The sequence below is a fragment of the Pseudomonas sp. PvP100 genome (assembly GCF_017833055.1).
GTDB classification, from domain to species: Bacteria; Pseudomonadota; Gammaproteobacteria; order Pseudomonadales; family Pseudomonadaceae; genus Aquipseudomonas; species Aquipseudomonas syringae.
On record NZ_JAFIBO010000001.1, the window covers coordinates 905,387 to 924,599 of the forward strand.

General features: G+C 60.7%; 20 protein-coding genes. 14 read left to right on the forward strand and 6 right to left on the reverse strand.

Annotated features, from left to right (window positions below; translation table 11 throughout):
* Positions 1 to 689 precede the first annotated feature (689 nt).
* From JOE39_RS03840 to JOE39_RS03860, 5 genes are all read left to right on the forward strand, one after another.
* On the forward strand, positions 690 to 1,607 hold the full coding sequence (locus JOE39_RS03840) for an AAA family ATPase (RefSeq protein WP_046237764.1): 918 nt from the start codon (positions 690 to 692) through the stop codon (positions 1,605 to 1,607).
* Positions 1,577 to 2,560 carry a DUF58 domain-containing protein gene (locus tag JOE39_RS03845; protein ID WP_025168229.1) on the forward strand — a complete coding sequence of 328 codons (984 nt, stop codon included), beginning with the start codon at positions 1,577 to 1,579 and terminating at the stop codon, positions 2,558 to 2,560. Before JOE39_RS03840 ends, JOE39_RS03845 begins: the two co-directional genes overlap by 31 nt.
* On the forward strand, positions 2,557 to 4,566 hold the full coding sequence (locus JOE39_RS03850) for a DUF3488 and transglutaminase-like domain-containing protein (RefSeq protein WP_209996629.1): 2,010 nt from the start codon (positions 2,557 to 2,559) through the stop codon (positions 4,564 to 4,566). The genes JOE39_RS03845 and JOE39_RS03850 overlap by 4 nt, the downstream gene beginning before the upstream one ends.
* Positions 4,567 to 4,590: 24 nt before the next feature.
* Positions 4,591 to 5,352 carry a CHAD domain-containing protein gene (locus JOE39_RS03855; RefSeq protein ID WP_210077867.1) on the forward strand — a complete coding sequence of 254 codons (762 nt, stop codon included), beginning with the start codon at positions 4,591 to 4,593 and terminating at the stop codon, positions 5,350 to 5,352.
* 119 nt (positions 5,353 to 5,471) lie between these two features.
* The gene (locus JOE39_RS03860; protein ID WP_096115892.1) at positions 5,472 to 6,269 is read left to right on the forward strand and encodes a thioesterase family protein; all 798 of its coding nucleotides are present in this window, start codon (positions 5,472 to 5,474) and stop codon (positions 6,267 to 6,269) included.
* A 12-nt stretch (positions 6,270 to 6,281) separates the two neighbouring features.
* Here the strand turns inward: JOE39_RS03860 and JOE39_RS03865 are convergent, their stop codons facing one another.
* The 3 genes from JOE39_RS03865 to JOE39_RS03875 all read right to left on the reverse strand — a co-directional run bounded on the left by JOE39_RS03865 (position 6,282) and on the right by JOE39_RS03875 (position 9,031).
* Complete coding sequence (locus JOE39_RS03865) at positions 6,282 to 6,524, reverse strand: hypothetical protein (RefSeq protein WP_010409510.1); 243 nt, start codon at positions 6,522 to 6,524, stop codon at positions 6,282 to 6,284.
* Between the two features lie 107 nt (positions 6,525 to 6,631).
* Positions 6,632 to 8,107, reverse strand: a complete 1,476-nt coding sequence (locus JOE39_RS03870; protein ID WP_209996625.1) for a methyl-accepting chemotaxis protein — start codon at positions 8,105 to 8,107, stop codon at positions 6,632 to 6,634.
* A gap of 84 nt (positions 8,108 to 8,191) precedes the next feature.
* Positions 8,192 to 9,031 (reverse strand): TatD family hydrolase, encoded by an 840-nt coding sequence (locus JOE39_RS03875; RefSeq protein WP_003423655.1) that lies wholly within the window; start codon positions 9,029 to 9,031, stop codon positions 8,192 to 8,194.
* Between the two features lie 180 nt (positions 9,032 to 9,211).
* On the opposite strand from JOE39_RS03875, the gene JOE39_RS03880 reads away from it, so the two are divergent.
* From JOE39_RS03880 to greB, 5 genes are all read left to right on the forward strand, one after another.
* Positions 9,212 to 10,633, forward strand: coding sequence for a transglycosylase SLT domain-containing protein (locus JOE39_RS03880; protein ID WP_003392892.1), 1,422 nt, complete (start codon positions 9,212 to 9,214; stop codon positions 10,631 to 10,633).
* Between the two features lie 112 nt (positions 10,634 to 10,745).
* Positions 10,746 to 11,180 carry a DoxX family protein gene (locus tag JOE39_RS03885; protein WP_003316619.1) on the forward strand — a complete coding sequence of 145 codons (435 nt, stop codon included), beginning with the start codon at positions 10,746 to 10,748 and terminating at the stop codon, positions 11,178 to 11,180.
* A 244-nt stretch (positions 11,181 to 11,424) separates the two neighbouring features.
* Positions 11,425 to 11,733: a hypothetical protein gene (locus tag JOE39_RS03890; protein ID WP_003316620.1), complete on the forward strand. Its 309-nt coding sequence runs from the start codon at positions 11,425 to 11,427 to the stop codon at positions 11,731 to 11,733.
* Positions 11,734 to 11,837: 104 nt separating this feature from the next.
* Entirely contained in the window at positions 11,838 to 12,167 is a 330-nt protein-coding gene (locus JOE39_RS03895; protein WP_003316621.1) for a hypothetical protein, read from the forward strand.
* 47 nt (positions 12,168 to 12,214) lie between these two features.
* Positions 12,215 to 12,688: a transcription elongation factor GreB gene (gene greB, locus JOE39_RS03900; protein WP_004410438.1), complete on the forward strand. Its 474-nt coding sequence runs from the start codon at positions 12,215 to 12,217 to the stop codon at positions 12,686 to 12,688.
* An 88-nt stretch (positions 12,689 to 12,776) separates the two neighbouring features.
* On the opposite strand, the gene JOE39_RS03905 is transcribed toward greB, so the two are convergent.
* Together JOE39_RS03905 and JOE39_RS03910 are read right to left on the reverse strand one after the other, a co-directional pair.
* Complete coding sequence (locus JOE39_RS03905; RefSeq protein ID WP_210077865.1) at positions 12,777 to 15,293, reverse strand: ABC transporter permease; 2,517 nt, start codon at positions 15,291 to 15,293, stop codon at positions 12,777 to 12,779.
* Positions 15,293 to 15,976, reverse strand: coding sequence for an ABC transporter ATP-binding protein (locus JOE39_RS03910; protein ID WP_003406778.1), 684 nt, complete (start codon positions 15,974 to 15,976; stop codon positions 15,293 to 15,295). Before JOE39_RS03910 ends, JOE39_RS03905 begins: the two co-directional genes overlap by 1 nt.
* A 10-nt stretch (positions 15,977 to 15,986) precedes the next feature.
* Between JOE39_RS03910 and JOE39_RS03915 the strand changes: the two genes are divergently transcribed.
* From JOE39_RS03915 to JOE39_RS03925, 3 genes are all read left to right on the forward strand, one after another.
* Positions 15,987 to 16,592 (forward strand): arylesterase, encoded by a 606-nt coding sequence (locus tag JOE39_RS03915; RefSeq protein ID WP_004418247.1) that lies wholly within the window; start codon positions 15,987 to 15,989, stop codon positions 16,590 to 16,592.
* Positions 16,593 to 16,648: 56 nt separating this feature from the next.
* Positions 16,649 to 16,930, forward strand: a complete 282-nt coding sequence (locus tag JOE39_RS03920) for a hypothetical protein (RefSeq protein WP_003315714.1) — start codon at positions 16,649 to 16,651, stop codon at positions 16,928 to 16,930.
* 112 nt (positions 16,931 to 17,042) lie between these two features.
* Entirely contained in the window at positions 17,043 to 18,008 is a 966-nt protein-coding gene (locus JOE39_RS03925; protein ID WP_044323451.1) for a L,D-transpeptidase family protein, read from the forward strand.
* Between the two features lie 172 nt (positions 18,009 to 18,180).
* Here the strand turns inward: JOE39_RS03925 and JOE39_RS03930 are convergent, their stop codons facing one another.
* Positions 18,181 to 18,432 (reverse strand): Lpp/OprI family alanine-zipper lipoprotein, encoded by a 252-nt coding sequence (locus JOE39_RS03930; RefSeq protein ID WP_003347084.1) that lies wholly within the window; start codon positions 18,430 to 18,432, stop codon positions 18,181 to 18,183.
* A 461-nt stretch (positions 18,433 to 18,893) separates the two neighbouring features.
* On the opposite strand from JOE39_RS03930, the gene JOE39_RS03935 reads away from it, so the two are divergent.
* Entirely contained in the window at positions 18,894 to 19,181 is a 288-nt protein-coding gene (locus tag JOE39_RS03935; RefSeq protein WP_003315710.1) for a GNAT family N-acetyltransferase, read from the forward strand.
* Positions 19,182 to 19,213 lie beyond the last annotated feature (32 nt).

Sequence of the window (19,213 nt, forward strand, 5' to 3'; positions counted from 1 at the left end):
ATGGCTTGAAAACACCCCGGACCTGTGTGAGTGTTTCACATGGCCCGAAAACACCCCGTACCTGTGGGAGCGAGCTTGCTCGCGAAAGAGTTTGCACAAGCGCCGAAAATGCATCGACTGAAACACCGTCTTCGCGAGCAAGCTCGCTCCCACAAGGTCATCAGTGCCGCAGGGCATTCGCACGGCTCGAAACACCGTCGACCTGTATGAGTAATCCACATGGCTTAAAAACACCCCGGACCTGTGTGAGTGTTTCACATGGCCCGAGAACACCCCGGCCCTGTGTGAGTGTTTCACATGGCCCGAAAACACCCCGGCCCTGTGTGAGTGTTTTACATCGCCCGAAAACACCCCGTACCTGTGGGAGCGAGCTTGCTCGCGAAAGAGTTTGCACAAGCGCCGAAAATGCATCGACTGAAACACCGTCTTCGCGAGCAAGCTCGCTCCCACCAGGTCATCAGTGCCGCATGGCATTCGCATGGCTCGAAACACAGCCGACCTGTGACTATCGTGCCGATGCTCCGCGTCGGCATGCCGTTCGTGACGCTCTGCGTCACAAATCTTCAGCCTGGCGAGACGGTAGGCCTAACCAACTCTGGCGAAACGGCCTACGCTCAATTTAAAGTGTTCGGACACTGGCATCGCTTGCAGTCCCACAGTCATGAAGCAGTTGCCGGAAGGGGCTTTCGATGGGTAGAAAACTCGATGCGTGCCTGAGCGCGATCAATGAGGTGGTGCTGGGCAAGGAGGCGCAGGTACGGTTGGCGATGACGTGTCTGGTCGGCGGCGGGCATTTGCTGATCGAGGACTTGCCGGGGATGGGCAAGACCACTCTCAGTCATGCGCTGGCGAAAATTCTCGGTCTGAGTTATCAGCGTATTCAGTTCACTTCTGACTTGTTGCCAGGTGACATCTTGGGGACTTCGGTATTTGATCGGGACAGTGGGCAGTTCACCTTTCATCCTGGGCCGATTTTCGCCGAGCTGGTGCTCGCCGACGAGATCAACCGCGCCACACCCAAGAGCCAGAGCGCGTTGCTGGAAGCCATGGAAGAAGGGCAAGTGTCCATTGAAGGCGCGACGCGTCTGTTGCCCGATCCATTCTTTGTGATCGCGACTCAGAACCCGTTCAGTTCCGGCGGCACTTTTGCCTTGCCCGAGTCGCAACTGGACAGGTTCATGATGCGTATTTCCATGGGCTACCCGGCCAGAGCCGCAGAGAAAGCCCTGCTGCTGGGTGAGTCGCGCCGCGAGCTGTTGCCGCGTCTGCAACCGATTCTGGATCACGCCCAGCTTGGTCAGCTCCAGGCGCAGGCGCGGCAGGTGCGCGCCAGTGATGCGCTGGTTGATTATGTCCTGCGACTGGTCGAGGCGACACGCAGTCAGCCGCAGTTCGCCTACGGGCTATCACCCAGGGCGAGCCTGGCGGTTCTGGCTGCGGCACGGGCCTGGGCGATGTTGCTGGGGCGTGATTACGTGATTCCCGAGGACGTGCAGGCGGTGCTGCCGTCGGTGATCGGCCACCGCTTGCGTGAACGCAGCGATCCGACCGGGCATGGCGGCGGTGCGCTGGTGCAATGGCTGTTGCGCGAGGTGCCCGTGCTTTGATCGAACCGCTCAAACCGCTCTGGCAACGCTGGCTGTCGAGGCGAATTCCTCCAGCGTCACGCATTACTCTCGACCACCGACGCATTTTCATTATGCCGACACGCACCGGCATGATTTACGCGTTAGTGCTGGTGCTCATGCTGCTGGTGGCGATCAATTACCAGAACAGCCTGGCCTACGGGTTGACCTTTCTGTTGCTGTCGATAGGCGTGCTGGCCATCCTGCACACCTACCGCAACGTCAGCGGTCTGGTTCTGAGTGCGGGCGTGGCGCGTTCGGTATTCGTCGGCGAGCCGGTGCAATTGCGCCTGCGCCTGGAAAGTGCCGGGCAGGCTCACCACGCATTGGGCTTGGGCTGGAGCGCGACAGCGTTGCAGTCAGGCGATGTGCTGCCCCGTGGGCTGACCGACCTGGAGCTGACCCTGCCCGCCGAAAAGCGCGGTTGGCTGCGTGCGCCAAGGCTGAGGATCGAGAGTGTGTTTCCGCTGGGTATCTTTTGCGCCTGGAGCTGGCTCGATCTGGAGCAGAGCGCCTTGATCTACCCTCGACCCTTGTCCGGGACCATGCCGCTGCTCAAAGGCGTGCAGCCGCATGCCGAGGACGATGGTCATGCCACCCAAGGGGCCGGTGTCGATGATTATCAGGGCCTGCGCAGCTACCAGCCGGGTGACAACCGCAGTCGTCTGCACTGGAAAGCGTATTCCCGCGGGCAGGGACTGCTGATCAAGGATTTTACCGACCTCAGTGGCCATGACCTGTGCCTGGACTTCATGGCGCTGGGCGGGGATATCGAGGAGCGCCTGTCGCGCCTGTGTTACTGGGTGCTGGAGCTGTCGCAACGGCAGCAGCCGTTTGCCCTGCGGTTACCGGGCTTTTTGTCGGCAGTGGACAGCGGTGACGCACACCGCGAAGTCTGCCTGCGCGCCCTTGCGCTGTACGGCCATCGATCATGAACGACAAGGTCCAGGCAGTTCCCGCCGCGCCCATTCCGCGTGTCAGCCTGACCTGGCTGCTGGTGGCGCAGGCACTGGTGGTGTTGCCGTTCGCGCTGCATGTCCCGGTGTCGATCATGATCCTCTGGCTGGGCTGCACGGTGTGGCGCGTTCAAGCGTTCCGCATGCGCGTGCGATTGCCTGGCACCTGGGTCAAGTCCGGGCTGCTGGTGGGCACCGCAGGTGGCGTGTATCTGGCGCGCGGCAGCCTGGTCGGGCTGGACGCCGGGGCTGCGTTACTGGTGGCGGCATTCGTTCTGAAAATGCTGGAAATGAACAATCGCCGTGACGCGCGTGTGCTGATTTTTCTTGGTTTCTTCTGTGTGGCGGTCGGCTATCTGTTCGAAGACAACCTGCTGTGGGCGCTCTTCAGTCTGCTGCCGGTCAGCGCGCTGCTGGCTGCGTTGATCGGCCTGCAACACACGGACCTGGCCGGCAGGTCGGTCGATACGCTCAAGCTGGCGTTCAAGCTGATGGCGCAGGCACTGCCGTTGATGCTCCTGCTGTTTCTGTTCTTTCCGCGTCTGGACCCACTCTGGTCGCTGCCGCAGCCGAGCAACAAAGGCGTCACCGGTCTGTCGGACAATATGGCACCCGGCGACATGGCCGAGCTGAGCAAATCGCCTGCGCTGGTGTTCCGCGCCAGTTTCGAAGTGCCTATCCCGGCGCGCAACCAGCTGTACTGGCGTGGTCTGACCCTTGAGCAGTTCGATGGACGTCGCTGGTCGCAGTCGGCACGTGCCCAGACCGTACAGATTGCGCAGTGGGAGAAACGCGGTGAGCCGCTGGCCTACAGCGTTGTCATGGAAGCCAGCGGCCGGCCCTGGCTGCCGAGCCTCGACGTGGCAGAAACCACGTTGCCGGATGTGCGGCAGATGAGCGACTTCCGCCTGCAGCGCAGACGCCCCGTCGAGCAGTCGCTGCTGTACGCCGTCAACTCATGGCCGCAAAGCGTACGGGATCCGCTGTTCAGCGAACAGATCCAGCGTCAGGACTTGCAATTACCTGCCAAGGGCAATGATCAGGCGCGGCAATGGGCCGATGAACTGCGCCGCCGCTACACTACTGCGGACGCCATGGTCGCGGCGATGCTCAGTTACTTCAGCGATCAGCCGTTTCACTACACCCTCAAGCCGGTGCCACTGGGCAATGACAGCATCGATGAATTCCTGTTTGCCAGTCGTCAGGGGTTTTGCGCCCACTATGCCGGTGCCATGACCTTTGTCCTGCGCGCGGCGGGCATTCCGGCGCGGGTGGTGGCCGGGTATCAGGGTGGCGAACTGAACCCCGATGGGCAGTACCTGACGGTTCGCCAGTTCGACGCGCATGCCTGGGTGGAATACTGGCAGCCGGGCTTGGGCTGGCGCCGCGTCGACCCGACTGCAGCGGTGGCGCCGCAACGTATCGAGCAAGGCCTGGAGCAGGCGCTGGCGGCGGACGAAGCGTTTCTGCAGGACTCGCCCTATTCAGCGTTGCGCTACCGCAACGTGCCTTGGGTCAACGCCCTGCGCCTCAGTTGGGATAACCTCAATTACGGCTGGCAGCGTTGGGTGCTGGGCTATCAGGGACAACAGCAGTTACAAATTCTCGGTCGCTGGTTTTCAGGCTTCCAGGCGCCGGTTTTTGTCCTGGGAAGCCTGTTTTCACTGGGCCTGGTGGCATTATGGCTGTTCAAACCCTGGCAACGCGAAAGCGACTCGCAACTGCGCGTGTTCAACGCATTTGAACGCTTGCTCGCCCGCCATGGTCTGCGTCGTATGCCGGGTGAAGGCGCTGACGCATTCTGCCGCAGGGCGGTGCTCTACTTTCCGCAGCATGCCGAGGCCATTGAAGGTTTCATCCGCGAATTTCAAGCGCAGCGCTACGCTGGGCGGCTGGCTTCGGCAAGCCGCTTGAGGCAGGCACTGAGCACGTTGCGCCGGGGTTTGCCATGGAGGTTGTCAGCCGTCAGGGACAGGCATTCATGAATCAGTTTGTCGAAGGGGAATTGCATGTCTTCAATGGTGGATCATCTGGTCGCCGAAGTGCTGGCGCTGGATGTCAAATTGCTCGCGTGTCAGGCACGTCTTGCCGTTTCGACTGACAGCGAAGCGCTGCACGATTTACGTACCACGGTGCGCCGTCTGCGCAGCGTACTGCGGCCCCTGAGGGAAAACCCGAGTGCGGCAGAGCTGGAAGACGCGGCCAAGGCGGTCGGCCAACTGACCACGCCGCTGCGTGATATGCAGGTGCTCGCCGGGTTTCTTGAAGAGCAGGGTTTGAACGAGGCCTCATTCACACGCAACCGCTACCTGGAAAGCGCCTGCCCAAAGGTCGCCAGCTCGCCCGAGTTGACCCGTCTGCTCAAGCTGATTGACCGGTTCCCGGAATTGCTGCGCCTGCAACAGCGTCAAGGCATGTTGCGGGGCCTGCGCAAGACCATTGAAAAACGCATGGACAAGCAATGGCACAAGCTGCGTGTGGCCATCGCCGAGCCGGGGCACGATCGGCATGACCTGCGCTTGCTGATCAAGCGCGTGCGATACGCTGCCGAAGCCTATCCGCTACTCAGTCATCAGCCGAAAAACATGCAGGCCCGGCTCAAGTCCGCACAAGGCGAACTGGGCGACTGGCATGATCATCTGCAATGGCTGGAGCAGGCTGCCGAACAACCTGATCTGGCTCCCTGTGTGCCGGGCTGGCAAATCGGCATAGTACGCGCCGAACGCAAGGCCGAAGCCTCGCTCAAACGCCTGGCCAAGGCCTGCTTCTGATCCAGTCATTTGTTGTGGATCAAGTCATTCAGGCCGCAAAAATGGCCATTATGCGGCGTGTCGTTGACTAAGCGGATGGTTATCATCCATTCACTTGTGTGTTGACGTGTGGAGTGAGCATGACCTTTTCTGAACTGATCGATGCGCTGCATCGTGATCCGCGCTCCGTCACGATCCCTGCCGAGTGGTCGCAGGGGCGTGCCTGCTTTGGCGGACTCATGGCTGCGCTGACCTATGAAGCGATGCGTGCAGAGGTGCCGGAAGGGCGGCCGGTTCGTTCGCTGGCGATCACCTTTGTCGGGCCGGCCGCGCCCGGGGTGCCGATTGCTTTCGAGGTCGACATCCTGCGTCATGGCAAGGCAGTCAGTCAGGTGCTGGGACGCGCCATGCAGAACGGTCAGGTAATGACCCTGATACAAGGCAGCTTCGGTGCCCCTCGGGAATCAATGATCACCTTTTCCGCGGAGGCCGCGCCGGTCCTCAAACCGGTTGAACAATGCCCGGAGTTGCCGTTCGCTAGCGGCGTAATGCCTGACTACCTGCGTTTCATGGATATCCGCTGGGCGTTGGGCGGCATGCCGTTCAGCAATACCCCATCGCCGGCGATAGGCGGCTATGTGCGCTTTCGCGGTGAGCCGCACGCCATGGCCATGAGCGAAGCGCACATTCTGGCGCTGGTGGACACCTGGCCGCCTGCCATATTGCCGCATCTGGACAAGCCGGCCCCCGGCAGTTCACTGACCTGGACCATTGAGTTCGTCCAGCCGCAGCCATCGCTCGATACCCTGCAGTGGTGCAGCTATCGCGCAGTCATCGAGCATGCCCGCGATGGCTACGGTCATACCGCCGCGGCATTGTGGAGCCCCGACGGCGAGCTGATCGCAATCAGTCGCCAGACGGTCACCGTGTTTGGCTGACCGGCAACCGGATCAAGGTTTGCGAGCGGCCCGTGCGGCGTTCTGGCGCTGAAAACCCAGCGCCGCCACCAAGCCAATCACACCGATTGCAACCGATGAAAGGCTTTCGGAAAACAGGCCGTTGAGGATCAGCAGGGCCGCCAGAATGAATAGCGGTACGGCTATCAGGTACAGGGCCAGACTGGTCGAGTGCTCCTGACTGTCGTTGCTGTCACGCCATGGATTCAATTGCAGATCGGAAAGTGGCTTGTTCATGATGCGGTCCTCTTCAGGCAACGCGTAAAGCGTCGTTCAATGCCTGAAGGATAGGCCCGCGCGCAGAGGGCTGACGAGTCAAGCCTGTCTATCGCGGCGATAGCCTGTTACAGCTTGAGCTGGCCAATGGCGGCATTCAGTTCGCCTGCCAGCGTAGCCAGCTCGTCACTGGTGCTGGCCGAGTCAACCGTCTGGATCACCGTGCGTTCGGTGACATCGCGGATACTCACCACCGCACGGTTCATCTCCTCGGCGACCTGGCTTTGCTGCTGGGCCGCCACGGCGATCTGCGTATTGCTTTCGCGCATCTGTGCCACGGCACCGGCAATCGCCGCCAGCGCATCACCGGCTTCCCGCGCCTGCTGCACGCATTCGTCAGCCTTGTGCGAGCTTTCCTGCATGAAATCCACGGCATCGCGGGTGCCGCTTTGCAGGGTCGAGACCATCGTGGTGATTTCATCGGTGGAGGTCTGCACCCGCTTCGCCAGATTGCGTACCTCATCGGCGACCACGGCAAAACCCCGACCCATTTCCCCGGCGCGTGCGGCCTCGATGGCTGCGTTGAGGGCGAGCAGGTTGGTCTGCTCGGCGATGCTGTGGATCACGTTGACCACGCCGTTGATCTTCTGGCTGTCTTCGGCCATGCGCTGGATCATTTCCGCCGTTTGCTGCACGCCGCTGGAAAGCCCCGCGATGGACACCTGCACACGGTCGACCACTACTTTGCCGCTGCCCGCCAGTGCGTCTGCCGTCTGCGATTGATCGCGGGTGGCTGTAGCGTGCTGGGCAATGTGATGGACCGTGGCAGTCATTTCGTTGATGGCCGTGGCCACCTGATCGGTTTCGCTTTGCTGACCGAGCATGCCTTGGCGCACCTCCTTCATGCCCGCCGCCAGATGCGCTGCGCCCTGATCGAGGCGGCCAGCGGTTTGCGAAACAGTGTTGACCACTCGCTGATAACCGGCCTGCATGGCGTTGAAGGCCTTGGCCATCTGCCCGACCTCATCGTCACTGCGGTTGGGAACACGGGCCGCCAGGTCGCCGCTTTTTTCGACGTGCAGCATCACGTCTTTGAGTGCGTTGAGCTGGCTGAGCAGGAAGCGGATCAGCAGCTGCGAGGCACAGAGCATCAATAACATCAGCACAAAAACCGCCATCGCGTAGTGCGTGAAGCGATCCAGCAGGATTTGCATGAAGGTCGGGGTGAATGCCAGTAGCGCAATCCGTTGCTCGGCGCCTCGGGTGATGATCTGCGCACCGCTCAGCCATTGATCGCCAGCGGGCTTGTCCAGCGTCACCCAGTCGCGGGCGTCAGCCAGTTCCGGCAGCGCAAGGCCATCGACAACCGGTGTCTGACCCTGACGGTACGTCAGCAATGTATTGCTAGAGGGCAGGGCTGCGTCGACGGGCCAGGCGGCGAGCAGGCGCGCCTGCGCTTGTGCTGCCTGACGCGACGCATCCGTGCGCGCGTGTTGTTCAGTTTGCATGGCGTACAGCACCAGCAACAGGGTGGTGACGAAAGCGACCGCGTTGACGGCCCAGAACTTATATTTCAGTGACAGGTTGCCAAGCCATGAGCCCATGAGTGGTCTTCTTCGGTAATCGGTTGAGATAGCAGCAAGATGCCATCACTGTGCCTCAGCCAACGAAGAGAGCCTTGATGCGGGTCAACAAAGCTGCAGATTTTCATCCTCTGAGGTGTCCTTCAGCACCGGCAAGGCAAAAAACTGCCGCGCGCAATCAGTGCTGTGGCGTGCGAGGTCTTCCTGCGTTTCGCCCCGGTGCAAGGCCACTTCGCGCAATACTTCCGGCAGGTATGCCGGTTCGTTGCGACCGTTTTTCGGTTTGGGGCGCAGGCTGCGTGGCAGCAGGTAGGGCGCATCGCTTTCCAGCATCAGCCGGCCGCGAGGGATGTTGCCCACCAGCGCATGCAGGTGGGTGCCGCGTCGTTCGTCGCAGATCCAGCCGGTGATGCCGATATGCAGATCAAGGTCCAGGTAACTGAACAGCGCGGCGCGCTCACCGGTGAAACAGTGCACGACTGCCGCGGGCAGGCGGTCGCGGTAGTCGCGCAGAATCTCCAGCAACCGCTGGTTGGCGTCGCGTTCGTGGAGGAACACCGGTAATTGCAGTTCCACAGCCATGGCCAGGTGCGCCTCGAGGACCTTTTCCTGTTGGGGGCGAGGCGAGAAATCGCGATTGTAATCCAGGCCGCATTCACCCACGGCGCGAACGCGATTTTCCCTGAGCAGGGCATGCAACTGTTTCTCGGTGTCGCCGGTCCAATCGCTCGCTGAATGCGGGTGGATTCCCGCCGTGCAGAACAGGCGTTGCGCGCTTTCATCCAGCTCGTGACACAGCTGCAAGGCGTGTTCGCTGCCCTCGACACTGGTGCCGGTCACCACCAGTTGTTCGACGCCTGCGGCGTAGGCGCGGTCGAGTACCGCCTGTCGCTGCGAGGCGAAGCTTGCGTTGGTCAGATTGACGCCGATGTCGATGAGTTGCATGGTGCTACCTCCAGCTGAAGGCTGCCGAGCATACCAGAGCTCTGGCCACAACAAGAAAACGCTGGGTATTCAAGCGATTGAACCTGAGGGTTCAACGATTTCCTTCGCTGCTCGATGCTGCTGCGTGACCTCAAGATTTCCTTTTTCCTGTTTCTTTCCGGCATTGCCCTGGGGAAGTGAATGATCCGATCCGCGCTTGTGTCTTTGATGTGCCTGTTACCGCTGCTGCCCTTGCAGGTTTCTGCTCGTCAGACCGGTCCCGAGGTCGTGCAGCACACGGTGCAGGTGCGCGATTTACCGGCGATTCGCAGCAGCAAGGTGCTGCGCGTGCTGGTCAATCAGAGCCGTAACAGCTCCGGCGACGTCAAGGGTCAGGAAATCGGCGTCGAATACCATCGCCTGCAAGCCTTCGAGCAGTACCTTAACAGCCACTCCCGTGCGGGGCAGAAGATCACGATCAAGGTCATCCCCAAGGCCAAGAACCAGCTGCTCACCGCCTTGCAGCGCGGAGAAGGCGACATGATCGCCCCCGGCGAGCTGCTCGATGTCAGCGACGCCAAGGGCATTCAGGCCAGCGCACCGATCGTGCATGACGTGCCTCTGGTGCTGGTCGGCGTTCGCGGTCAGCGCAGTGTGCGCCGTGTGGATCAATTGTCCGGAAAGACCCTGAGCCTGCCCACCGGCAGTGCTGCCGACGAAGCCTTGCATCAGGTCAATCGACAACTGGAGCTGCGCAAGCTGCCTCTGGCAAAAATCGAATGGGTCGACCCCAGTCTGGCCGTCGAGGATGTGCTGGAAATGGTCCAGGCCGGAATCTATCCGATGACGCTGGTCGAGCAGCCGATTGCCGAGCGCTGGGCGAGGATCATGCCCAAACTGCGCATCGAACGCGGCCTGACCTTGCAGACCCACGGTGATATCAGCTGGTTCGTACGTGACAACGCCACCCAGTTGCGGGCCAGTGTCGACGATTTCCTCAAAGACTATAAGCCGTCGGCCCAGCAGGATCAGGTGTTCGCCAACGCGTACAAGAACACCTACAAGGTCAACAACCCGCTAGTGCGCAACAACCTGCAGCGTCTTGAACAACTGCGTCCGATGCTGCAGCGCCATGCCGATGCGCAGGGCATGGACTGGCTTGACCTGGCAGCCCTCGCGTTCAAGGAATCCAAACTCGACCCGTCTGCCAAGGGCAGTGGCGGCGCCACAGGCTTGTTGCAGATCACGCCTTCGGCAGCGAAAAGCGTTGGCGTGCCGAGCATCCAGAGCGCTGACGACAACATCCGAGCCGGTTCGCGCTACATGGCGCTGATCCAGCGCAAGTATTTCTCCAGTAAACGGGTCAACGAACGCGAGCGCATGGCATTCGTGATGGCCGCCTATAACCTGGGACCTGAGCGCGTGCAGGGTATGCGCGAGGAAGCGCGGCGTCGCGGGCTGAATCCGAACCAGTGGTTCTTCCAGACCGAGCGCGTGGCGATGGAGCAGGGCGGTGCCAATGTCGTGGCGTTCGTGAACAGCGTGAACAAGTACTACCTGGCCTTTGATCGCGAGCGCGACTCGCTGGAAAAGAGCGGTCCCAAACCAGCGGTAAAACGCTAAAGATCGATTTATTCGATTTTTATACGCCGTTATTTGCGGTTTTTACATGAGTGAATTTGATTATCATGGCGCCACTCGCTGTTAATCACCCATCACTTACGGAAAGTCTCGCATGAACACATTGATCAAGTCGGTCCTCACCACTCGCGCCGGTTACGGCCTGACTGTCCTGCGCGTCATCGTCGGTATCGCGTTCATCGCGCACGGCAGCCAGAAACTGTTCGGCGCCTTCGGTGGTTATGGCCTCGAAGGCACTGCGCAGTACATGGAAAGCCTGGGCCTGACGCCGGGTTACCTGATGGCGCTGATGTCGGGCAGCGCCGAATTCTTTGGTGGCCTGGGCCTGCTGCTGGGGCTGCTGGCTCGTCCCGCTGCGGTCGTGGTGATCCTGCTGTTGCTGGTGGCGATCTTCACCGTGCACATCCACAACGGCTTCTTCATGGCCAACAACGGCTACGAGTACGCGCTGGCACTGCTTGGCGGTGCCGTGGCAGTACTCATCGAAGGTGCAGGCAAGTTGTCGCTGGACCGTATCATCGCCCGATAACCGGCTACGCTTGCTGTGCAATGCCCGCTCTTGTAGCGGGCCTTGTGCGTTTGCAGGCACCCGCCATGAATGGCAATTGACAATGAATGGGACGTTTCTCTAGGATGCGTGCTCAAGCGCCGATTTAACAACTACTTGCGGGGCGCCTGGCAAGGCTGAAGTCTTGTCGAAATACCGCTAAAACGTTGGTTCGGTGTTGCCTCTCACCGCTGCCCAGCGGATCTTGCGAGGCAGAGAAACCATCATGAACAACCTGCGCCCCCTCATTCGTCTTTCCCCGATCAGCACGGTCTTGTCCCGCAAGAACCCGAAAATCCTTCTCAGCGGTTCCCATCAGCCCACGTTGTTGCGCTATCTCGACGGCTGGCCGCGTCGGCGTGGCGGCTCCTGTGCGTTTCTGATTCAGTTCGCCGAGACCCACCAGTCGCTGAGTCATTTTGCCGACGATCAATTCGACCTCGCCGTGGTGCAATCGCCGCAGGCAGATGATGTCGGGCAAGTGATTCATGACCTGACGCGCATCGCCCGGCAGGGTCTGATTACGCTGGGTTGAATCGCCTGATTCAGCTAATGGGCATAGAAGGCATATTGCTGGCCCCCGACGCGTGAACGGACAGGCAAAATCGCCGCCTTATCAAAGGATTAGGTGGTTTTCGCATGCGTTTGGTCTATTGTGCTCTGGCGTGCCTGACGCTTTCCGGGCTGGCGTTTTCCGTACAGGCCAGAAACGCCACGGAAAACGAGCGTTATCTGTGTCGTTGGGGCTCGGCTATTGCGGGCGGTGCGCAGGCCTCCAAGTTGTCAGGCGTTACTCGCTATGGCGCGCGGCAGAAGCTGCAGGCGCGCAAGTTTGCCAAACAATGGATGCGGCCCATGGCATTGCGTATCACGGAACAGACCTACGACAGCGAGTCGCGGCTCAAGCCTGATGCGGTGACCAAGGTCTATTACGACGGCTGCATCCAGCATGAGGTGGCGCGACGTTGAGTCTTTGTCGCCTGTCGAACTGATTTTTGCCGGGCCGGAGAAACTTCTTGAGTACAAAGATCATCACCCGTGACGGGCATCAAGCCCTGAAGAAAGAACTCGACTACCTGTGGCGAGAGCACCGGCCCGACATTACGCAAAAGGTCGCCTGGGCGGCATCGCTCGGGGATCGCAGCGAAAACGCCGATTACCAGTACAACAAGAAGCTGCTGCGTGAGATCGACCGACGCGTGCGCTATCTGCGCAAGCGCCTCGAAGACATGCGTGTCGTGCAGTATTCGCCGGAGCAGGAAGGGCGGGTGTTCTTCGGTGCCTGGGTCGAGATCGAGAACGAAGCGGGCGATCTCAAGAAATTCCGCATTGTCGGTTATGACGAAATCTATGGGCGCAACGACTACATCTCCATCGACTCGCCCATGGCTCGCGCCTTGCTGAAAAAGGAAGTGGGCGACGAGGTGTTGGTCAATACGCCCGAAGGCGAGAAACTGTGGTTCGTGAACTCGATTGATTACGAGAAGTGAGGCCGGACGCAGAGCGTCCGGCATTGCATTCTCACGCGGAGCGCTGATCGCTATACCCAACTAGCTCCCACTAGGTTTGTGAGTAGCCTCAACCCTCGCGCAGCACGGTCAGCGGGCTGACGTTCAGTGCGCGGCGGGTGCCGAATACACCGGCACCACCGACCAGCAAGGCGCCGATCACCGGGAGCAGTAGTAGCCATGGATGTGGCTGCCATTCCAGCGAAAAGGCGTAGCGGTACAGCACGAAGCTCACCAGCTCACAGCCCAACGCCGCCAGTACGCCACTGGCAGCCCCCAGCAAACCGAATTCGATGCGCCGCGACTTGATCAGCAGCGCTCGCTCTGCGCCCAGTGCGCGCAGCAGTGCGCCTTGCCGGATGCGTTCGTCCAGCGTGGCCTGCAATCCGGAAAACAGCACCGCGATACCTGCGGCCAGCACGAACAGCAGAACGAACTGCACGGCCAGGGTCACCTGATCGAGGATGCTGCGTACCTGCGCGAGCAGGGCCTCTACACCCAGAATGCTGATGGAGGGGTAGGCGCGCGACAGCTCGACGATCTGCTTGTCCTGGGCGGGTGGCAGGTAAAAGCTGGTCAGGTAAGTGGTCGGCAAGTCGGCGAGGGTACCGGGCTGGAAAATCATGAAGAAGTTGGGCTGGAAGGTATCCCAGTTCACGTCCCTGAGGCTGGTGACCACGGCGTCGCGGGTCAGTCCGCCGACGATGAAGCTCAGGCGGTCGCCCAGTTTGATTTTCAGGCTGTCGGCCAGTTTGGCCTCGATCGAGACACCGGGCATTGCATCGCTTTGCCCAGAATCAGGCAACGCTTTCCACCAGTTGCCGGCAGTCAGGGTATTGCCCTCGGGAAGCTCGGCGGCCCAGGTCAGGCTCAGGTCGCGACGCGTGGCATTTTCACCGCGCGAATCCTTGGTCACGAAGTTGCTGACCGGTTCACCGTTGATGCTGGTCAGGCGTCCTGGCACCACCGGGTAAAGGGGCGCCGCGTGAGTGGACAGCTTGCTCAGGGTCTGGGCGAAGTTTTCTTTATCGGCTGGCAGTACGTTGAGCACGAAATAGTTCGGTGCATCCTTGGGCAGCTGATTTTGCCAGGTGTCGAGCAGCTCGCCGCGCAGCAGCGCGATCAAGCCCATCGACAGCAGAATCAGGCCGAAAGCCAGTGATTGTCCGGCAGCGGCCAGCGGGTAACGCAGTAGTTGCCCCAAACCCAGTCGCCAGGGCAGCGAGGCGCCGGACAGCAGGCGGCGCAGGCTGTTGAGCGCCAGTAACAGCAGACTGCCGAGCAGCAGCGCGGCGACGATGCCGCCACCCAGCAGGGCGAAGGTCAGGACCAGGTCCAGGCTCAGACGCCACATGATCAAGCCCAGCGCGAGCAGCGCTGCGCCATACACAAGCCAGGAGCTGGCGGGGATTGGCAACATGTCGCGACGCAGGACGCGCAGCGGCGGCACGCGACCCAGTGCAGCCAGCGGCGGCAGGGCGAAACCGGCCAGCGCTACCAGCCCGGTGCCCATGCCGGCCAGTGCAGGCAGTACGCCGCCTGGCGGAACGGTCGCCGGAAGCAGATTTTGCAGCAGCGCGAACAGACCGAGCTGTGCCAGCCAGCCCAGCAAGGCACCGCTCAGGCTGGCCAGCAAGCCGATGATCGCCAGTTGCAGGCTGAACAGGGTCATCGCCTCGCCGCGCGACAGTCCCAGGCAGCGCAGCAGGGCGCTGGCATCGAAGCGCCTTGCTGCGAATCGGGATGCCGACAGCGCCACGGCAACGCCCGCCAGCAACACGGCGACCAGACTGGCCATATTCAAATAACGTTCGGCCTTGCCCAGTGCGCCGCCAATCTGCTGGCTGCCATCGCGGGCGTCCTTGATTTCCTGATGCGGCTCAAGACCCGGCTCGATGGCTTTGCGATAGGCCGCCAGTGCCTCCGGCGGGCCGCTCCACATTTCCCGATAGGTGACCCGGCTGCCCGGCTGTACCACGCCGGTGGCGGCAAGGTCCTGCAGGTTGATCATCACGCGCGGGGTCAGGCTGTAGAAGTTGCCTGCCCGGTCTGGCTCGTAAGTCAGTATGCGGGTCAGTTTCAAGGTTTTGGAGCCGACATCGAGGTCGTCTCCGACCTTCAGGTCGACCGCAGGAAGCAGGCGTGCCTCGACCCAGGCTTCACCCGGTTGCGGACCGCTGCCAGCCTGTTCCGGCTGGTACAGGTCTGCGGCGCTTTTCAGTTCGCCGCGCAGTGGGTAGGCGTCGTCCACTGCCTTGATGCTCGACAGCTGGATACCTGCGTCGGTCGCGATCACGCTGGAAAAGACCACGATCTGCGCATGCTTGAGTTGCAGGCGTTTGCCTTCTTCGACCTGCTCGGCACGCGCCGGGCTCGAGCCTTCGAGGATCAGATCGGCACCCAGGAACTCGGTCGCCCGCAGCAGCATCGCGCCGTTCAGACGGGCGCCGAAATAACCGATGGCGGTGCTCGCCGCCACGGCGACCAGAAGGGCGAAGAACAACACCCGCAATTCTCCGGCGCGGGCATCGCGCATCAGTTGGCGGACAGCGAGGCTCAGCAGGCGGGCAAAAGGCAAACGTGCCATCAAGGCTCCAGCGGGGCGACCAGTCGGCCCCCTTCAAGACGGATCAGGCGACGGCAGCGATGCGCCAGACGCTCATCGTGAGTGACCAGCACCAGCGTGGTGTTGCGCTCCTTGTTCAGTTCGAAGAGCAGGTCGCTGATGCGTTCGCCAGTGTGGCTGTCGAGGTTGCCGGTGGGTTCGTCGGCGAACAGCACGTCGGGGTCGGCAGCGAAGGCGCGGGCAATGGCGACCCGTTGCTGTTCGCCACCCGACAACTGACGCGGCGTGTGGGTCAGGCGCTGGCCAAGGCCCACCCGTTCCAGCAGGTCGCGGGCTTTTTCACGGGCGTCTTTGCGGCCTTCGAGCTCCATCGGCAGCATGACGTTTTCCAGCGCGTTCAGACTGTCGAGTAGCTGGAACGACTGAAACACGAACCCGACGTGCTCGGCCCGCACTCTGGCGCGCTGGTCTTCATCCAGTTCGCTGAGGTTGCGCCCCGAAAGGATGACTGAACCGGCGCTCGGCAGGTCCAGCCCGGCCAGCAAGCCGAGCAGGGTGGATTTGCCCGAACCGGAGGCACCGACGATGGCCAGCGTGTCGCCCTTGTTTAGTTCCAGGGAGAGTTCGTGCAGGATGGTCAGGTCACCTTCGGTGCTGGGGACTACTTTGCTGAGGCTTTGGGCACTGAGAATACTTTCACTCATGGAGAATCCGATGCGTGCGTTGTTTTTAAGTGCTGGCCTGGGGTTACTGCTGCTGTCACAGGGCGCGTTGGCGGGCACGGTGTTGATCGTTGGGGATAGTATCAGTGCGGCTTTCGGGCTGGATACCCGCGTGGGGTGGGTCAGCCTGCTGGAACAGCGTCTGAGCAAGGAGGGATTCGACGACAAGGTGGTCAATGCGTCGATCAGTGGCGACACCAGCGCAGGCGGCCAGGCGCGTTTGCCTGCGCTGCTTGCAGAGCATAAGCCGGAACTGGTTATTCTGGAGTTGGGTGGCAACGACGGCCTGCGCGGCCAGCAGCCTGCTCAATTGCAACAAAACCTTTCATCGATGATTGACCGCTCGCAGGCGGCGGGTGCCAAAGTGCTGTTGTTGGGCATGCGCATCCCGCCCAATTACGGGCCACGCTACACCAAGGCCTTTGAAGAGGTTTACAGCAACCTGGCCAAGGAGAAAAAGGTCCCCTTCGTGCCATTCTTTCTCGAAGGTGTAGGCGGGGTGCCCGAACTGATGCAAGCCGATGGTCTGCATCCTGCGGCGGCCGCTCAGGGCAAGTTGCTGGAAAATGTCTGGCCGAGCCTGAAACCGCTGCTTTGAGGCTTTCCCGGGCGGGGGCTTTCGGCTAATGTGGCGCCCCCGATCTGGAGCCCCCCATGCCGCGTCCCGCCTGGTCCCTGTATGCCTATCAAATGCTTGAACCCGATGAGCAGCTGGATCTGTTCGCCTGTCAGGAAGTGCGCGTCCATCTGATCGCTCGCCAATTGGAGCTGGGCGGCTCGATCGACCGTACATTGTGTGGCACGTTGTTGCCGGCCCAGCCGCAAATGCGCGCCGTCGAACTGCAGGCCATGCGCGATGAGCGTCTGTGTCCCTTGTGCAAGGCCATCATGGATGCGCAGCGCAGGGGTATGAATCCGATCTGGCCTGAACTCTAGCTGTCATCACTGCCGGAAGGCCAGCCGCAGATATCCCCGATCTGGCAAGGGCCGGTGTACACTTCAGTTCTTGCTTCCATCTCTTTAGTCGTTACCCGAAGGATCTTCCCGGATGTTGTCGCGCATTCCAGCCGTTACCCGCTGTCTGTCGCTTGCTGCTCTGTGCGCGGCGAGCTCTGTTCATGCACTGGAGTTTCCGTTGCCGCCGCCCGGCGAAGACATCGTGGGGCAGGTGCAGGTCATCAAGGCCAAATACGAAGACACCTTCGCCGATCTGGGCACCCAATATGATCTGGGCTACCTGGAAATGATCGCTGCCAACCCTGGCGTCGATCCCTGGTTGCCGGGTGCAGGCAAGGACATCGTGCTGCCGACCCGTTTCATTCTGCCGCCGGGTCCGCGCGAAGGGATTGTCATCAACCTTGCCGAATACCGCATGTATTACTACCCCAAGGGGCAGAATGTCGTGCACACCTATCCGCTGGGTGTCGGTCGTGAAGGCTGGGGGTCGCCGATTGGCGTGACCAAGGTGACGGCCAAGACGCCGAACCCGACCTGGACGCCGCCGGCCTCGATCAAGGCCGAGCATGCGGCTGATGGCGATCCGCTGCCAGACGTGGTGCCTGCCGGACCCGACAACCCGCTAGGGCCGTTCAAGTTCGGTCTGGGGCTTTCCGGCTACCTGATCCACGGCTCGAACAAGAAGTTCGGCATCGGCATGCGCACCAGCCATGGCTGTTTCCGCATGTACAACAATAACGTGCTGGAACTGGCCGACATGGCCCCGGTCGGTACGACTGTGCGCATCATCAGCGAGCCTTACAAGTTCGGCATCAGCGGTGGCAAGGTCTATCTCGAAGCGCACACGCCGGTTGATGACCTGGGCAACCCGTCGGTGGTCGACAAGCACACTGCGGTGATCAATGCGCTGCTCAAGCGTGACGACCTGGCCAACAACCTGCGCATGAACTGGGACGTGGTACGTGATGTGGTTGCGGCCGAAGACGGCATGCCGGTGGAGATCGCAGAACCGGGCAAAGCGCCTGCGAGTGCTGAAGAACCGGTGATTTTTCAGTAAATCGTCGCCAGCAATTGCTCTCGTGCCAATGCGGAGCTTTGGCAAAAATTAGTTATCTTCCTGATACAGCAGAACAGTCATTCAGGCTTGCGCACGCAATCACCGAGCCAGAAAACAGGCAAAAAAAAGCCGACCCGTTGCCGGGTCGGCTTTCAATAATCCCGGGGGATTATTACTTGCGGCTGGCTTTGTCCAACATGCGCAGAGCGCGCTCGTTGGCTTCGTCAGCAGTTTGCTGAGCTTTTTGAGCAGCAGCCATAGCTTCGTCAGCCTTGCGGTAGGCTTCGTCGGCACGTGCTTGCGAACGAGCTGCTGCGTCTTCGGTAGCTGTCAGACGAGCTTCGGTTTCTTTGGATACGCTGCTGCAACCGGTAGCCAGAACTGCGGCCAGAGCCAGAGCAGAGAATTTCAGAACGTTGTTCATCGTGTTCACCTTCAAGGAATTTTTTTTCAAATTAGTCATCTCTCGAAAATGAGAAAACGACCGGCGTACATAGTACCCATTGTTTGTAGTAAGTAAACGGACCCGGCGCAAGAAGCTGCTAAAATTCCTCGCTTTGAAAGCGTTCCGCGTTACTTCTCAAGCGTTCTGTACAAAAACTATCCACTTTAACTGGACCTTTGCCTTGCTAAGGCGTTCCGAACAGTACGCGTAAGACCATGCCTGATTGACTGTCGGTCGGCACGTGAGCATTTCCAGGTGTTTTTACATCGACCGCGCTTGAGCATAGTCGCTAATGGCGCCTACTATCTCAATGTGATGTCCGTCGAGATCGGCAGTGCTCTACCGGTGTCGAAAACAGACACTGGGTGGCGTAGATGTTCCTTCGCCTGAAAAAGACCGGTAAGGTAGGGGTCAAATTCCAAGACCCGCGAGGAGTAGCGATGAGCGAGGCGTTGTCCATCCACCATGACGAAGTCGGCCACCATTTCGAAATCATTATCGACGGCCACCGTGCGTATCTGACGTATATGGATCTCGGCAAACAGACCCTGGACTTCTATCGGACCTTCGTACCGGACGCCTTGCGGGGTCGCGGAATTGCCGCCGCCCTGACCAAGGAGGCGCTCGACTATGCCGACAGCATGGGCTATTCCGTCATACCGTCCTGCTCTTATGTCGAGCGCTATATGGAGCTGCATGATCTGCAGTCGCAGGCGGCCAAGCTCTGAAGACCTGTAGCTACCGACAGCAAGCATAAAAA

Coding starts and splice junctions, on each gene's coding strand:
- JOE39_RS03840 (WP_046237764.1), top strand. CDS start 690: ATGGGTAGAAAACTCGATGCGTGCCTGAGCGCGATCAATGAGGTGGTG.
- JOE39_RS03845 (WP_025168229.1), top strand. CDS start 1,577: ATGGCTGTTGCGCGAGGTGCCCGTGCTTTGATCGAACCGCTCAAACCG.
- JOE39_RS03850 (WP_209996629.1), top strand. CDS start 2,557: ATGAACGACAAGGTCCAGGCAGTTCCCGCCGCGCCCATTCCGCGTGTC.
- JOE39_RS03855 (WP_210077867.1), top strand. CDS start 4,591: ATGTCTTCAATGGTGGATCATCTGGTCGCCGAAGTGCTGGCGCTGGAT.
- JOE39_RS03860 (WP_096115892.1), top strand. CDS start 5,472: ATGACCTTTTCTGAACTGATCGATGCGCTGCATCGTGATCCGCGCTCC.
- JOE39_RS03865 (WP_010409510.1), bottom strand. CDS start 6,524: ATGAACAAGCCACTTTCCGATCTGCAATTGAATCCATGGCGTGACAGC.
- JOE39_RS03870 (WP_209996625.1), bottom strand. CDS start 8,107: ATGGGCTCATGGCTTGGCAACCTGTCACTGAAATATAAGTTCTGGGCC.
- JOE39_RS03875 (WP_003423655.1), bottom strand. CDS start 9,031: ATGCAACTCATCGACATCGGCGTCAATCTGACCAACGCAAGCTTCGCC.
- JOE39_RS03880 (WP_003392892.1), top strand. CDS start 9,212: ATGATCCGATCCGCGCTTGTGTCTTTGATGTGCCTGTTACCGCTGCTG.
- JOE39_RS03885 (WP_003316619.1), top strand. CDS start 10,746: ATGAACACATTGATCAAGTCGGTCCTCACCACTCGCGCCGGTTACGGC.
- JOE39_RS03890 (WP_003316620.1), top strand. CDS start 11,425: ATGAACAACCTGCGCCCCCTCATTCGTCTTTCCCCGATCAGCACGGTC.
- JOE39_RS03895 (WP_003316621.1), top strand. CDS start 11,838: ATGCGTTTGGTCTATTGTGCTCTGGCGTGCCTGACGCTTTCCGGGCTG.
- JOE39_RS03905 (WP_210077865.1), bottom strand. CDS start 15,293: ATGGCACGTTTGCCTTTTGCCCGCCTGCTGAGCCTCGCTGTCCGCCAA.
- JOE39_RS03910 (WP_003406778.1), bottom strand. CDS start 15,976: ATGAGTGAAAGTATTCTCAGTGCCCAAAGCCTCAGCAAAGTAGTCCCC.
- JOE39_RS03915 (WP_004418247.1), top strand. CDS start 15,987: ATGCGTGCGTTGTTTTTAAGTGCTGGCCTGGGGTTACTGCTGCTGTCA.
- JOE39_RS03920 (WP_003315714.1), top strand. CDS start 16,649: ATGCCGCGTCCCGCCTGGTCCCTGTATGCCTATCAAATGCTTGAACCC.
- JOE39_RS03925 (WP_044323451.1), top strand. CDS start 17,043: ATGTTGTCGCGCATTCCAGCCGTTACCCGCTGTCTGTCGCTTGCTGCT.
- JOE39_RS03930 (WP_003347084.1), bottom strand. CDS start 18,432: ATGAACAACGTTCTGAAATTCTCTGCTCTGGCTCTGGCCGCAGTTCTG.
- JOE39_RS03935 (WP_003315710.1), top strand. CDS start 18,894: ATGAGCGAGGCGTTGTCCATCCACCATGACGAAGTCGGCCACCATTTC.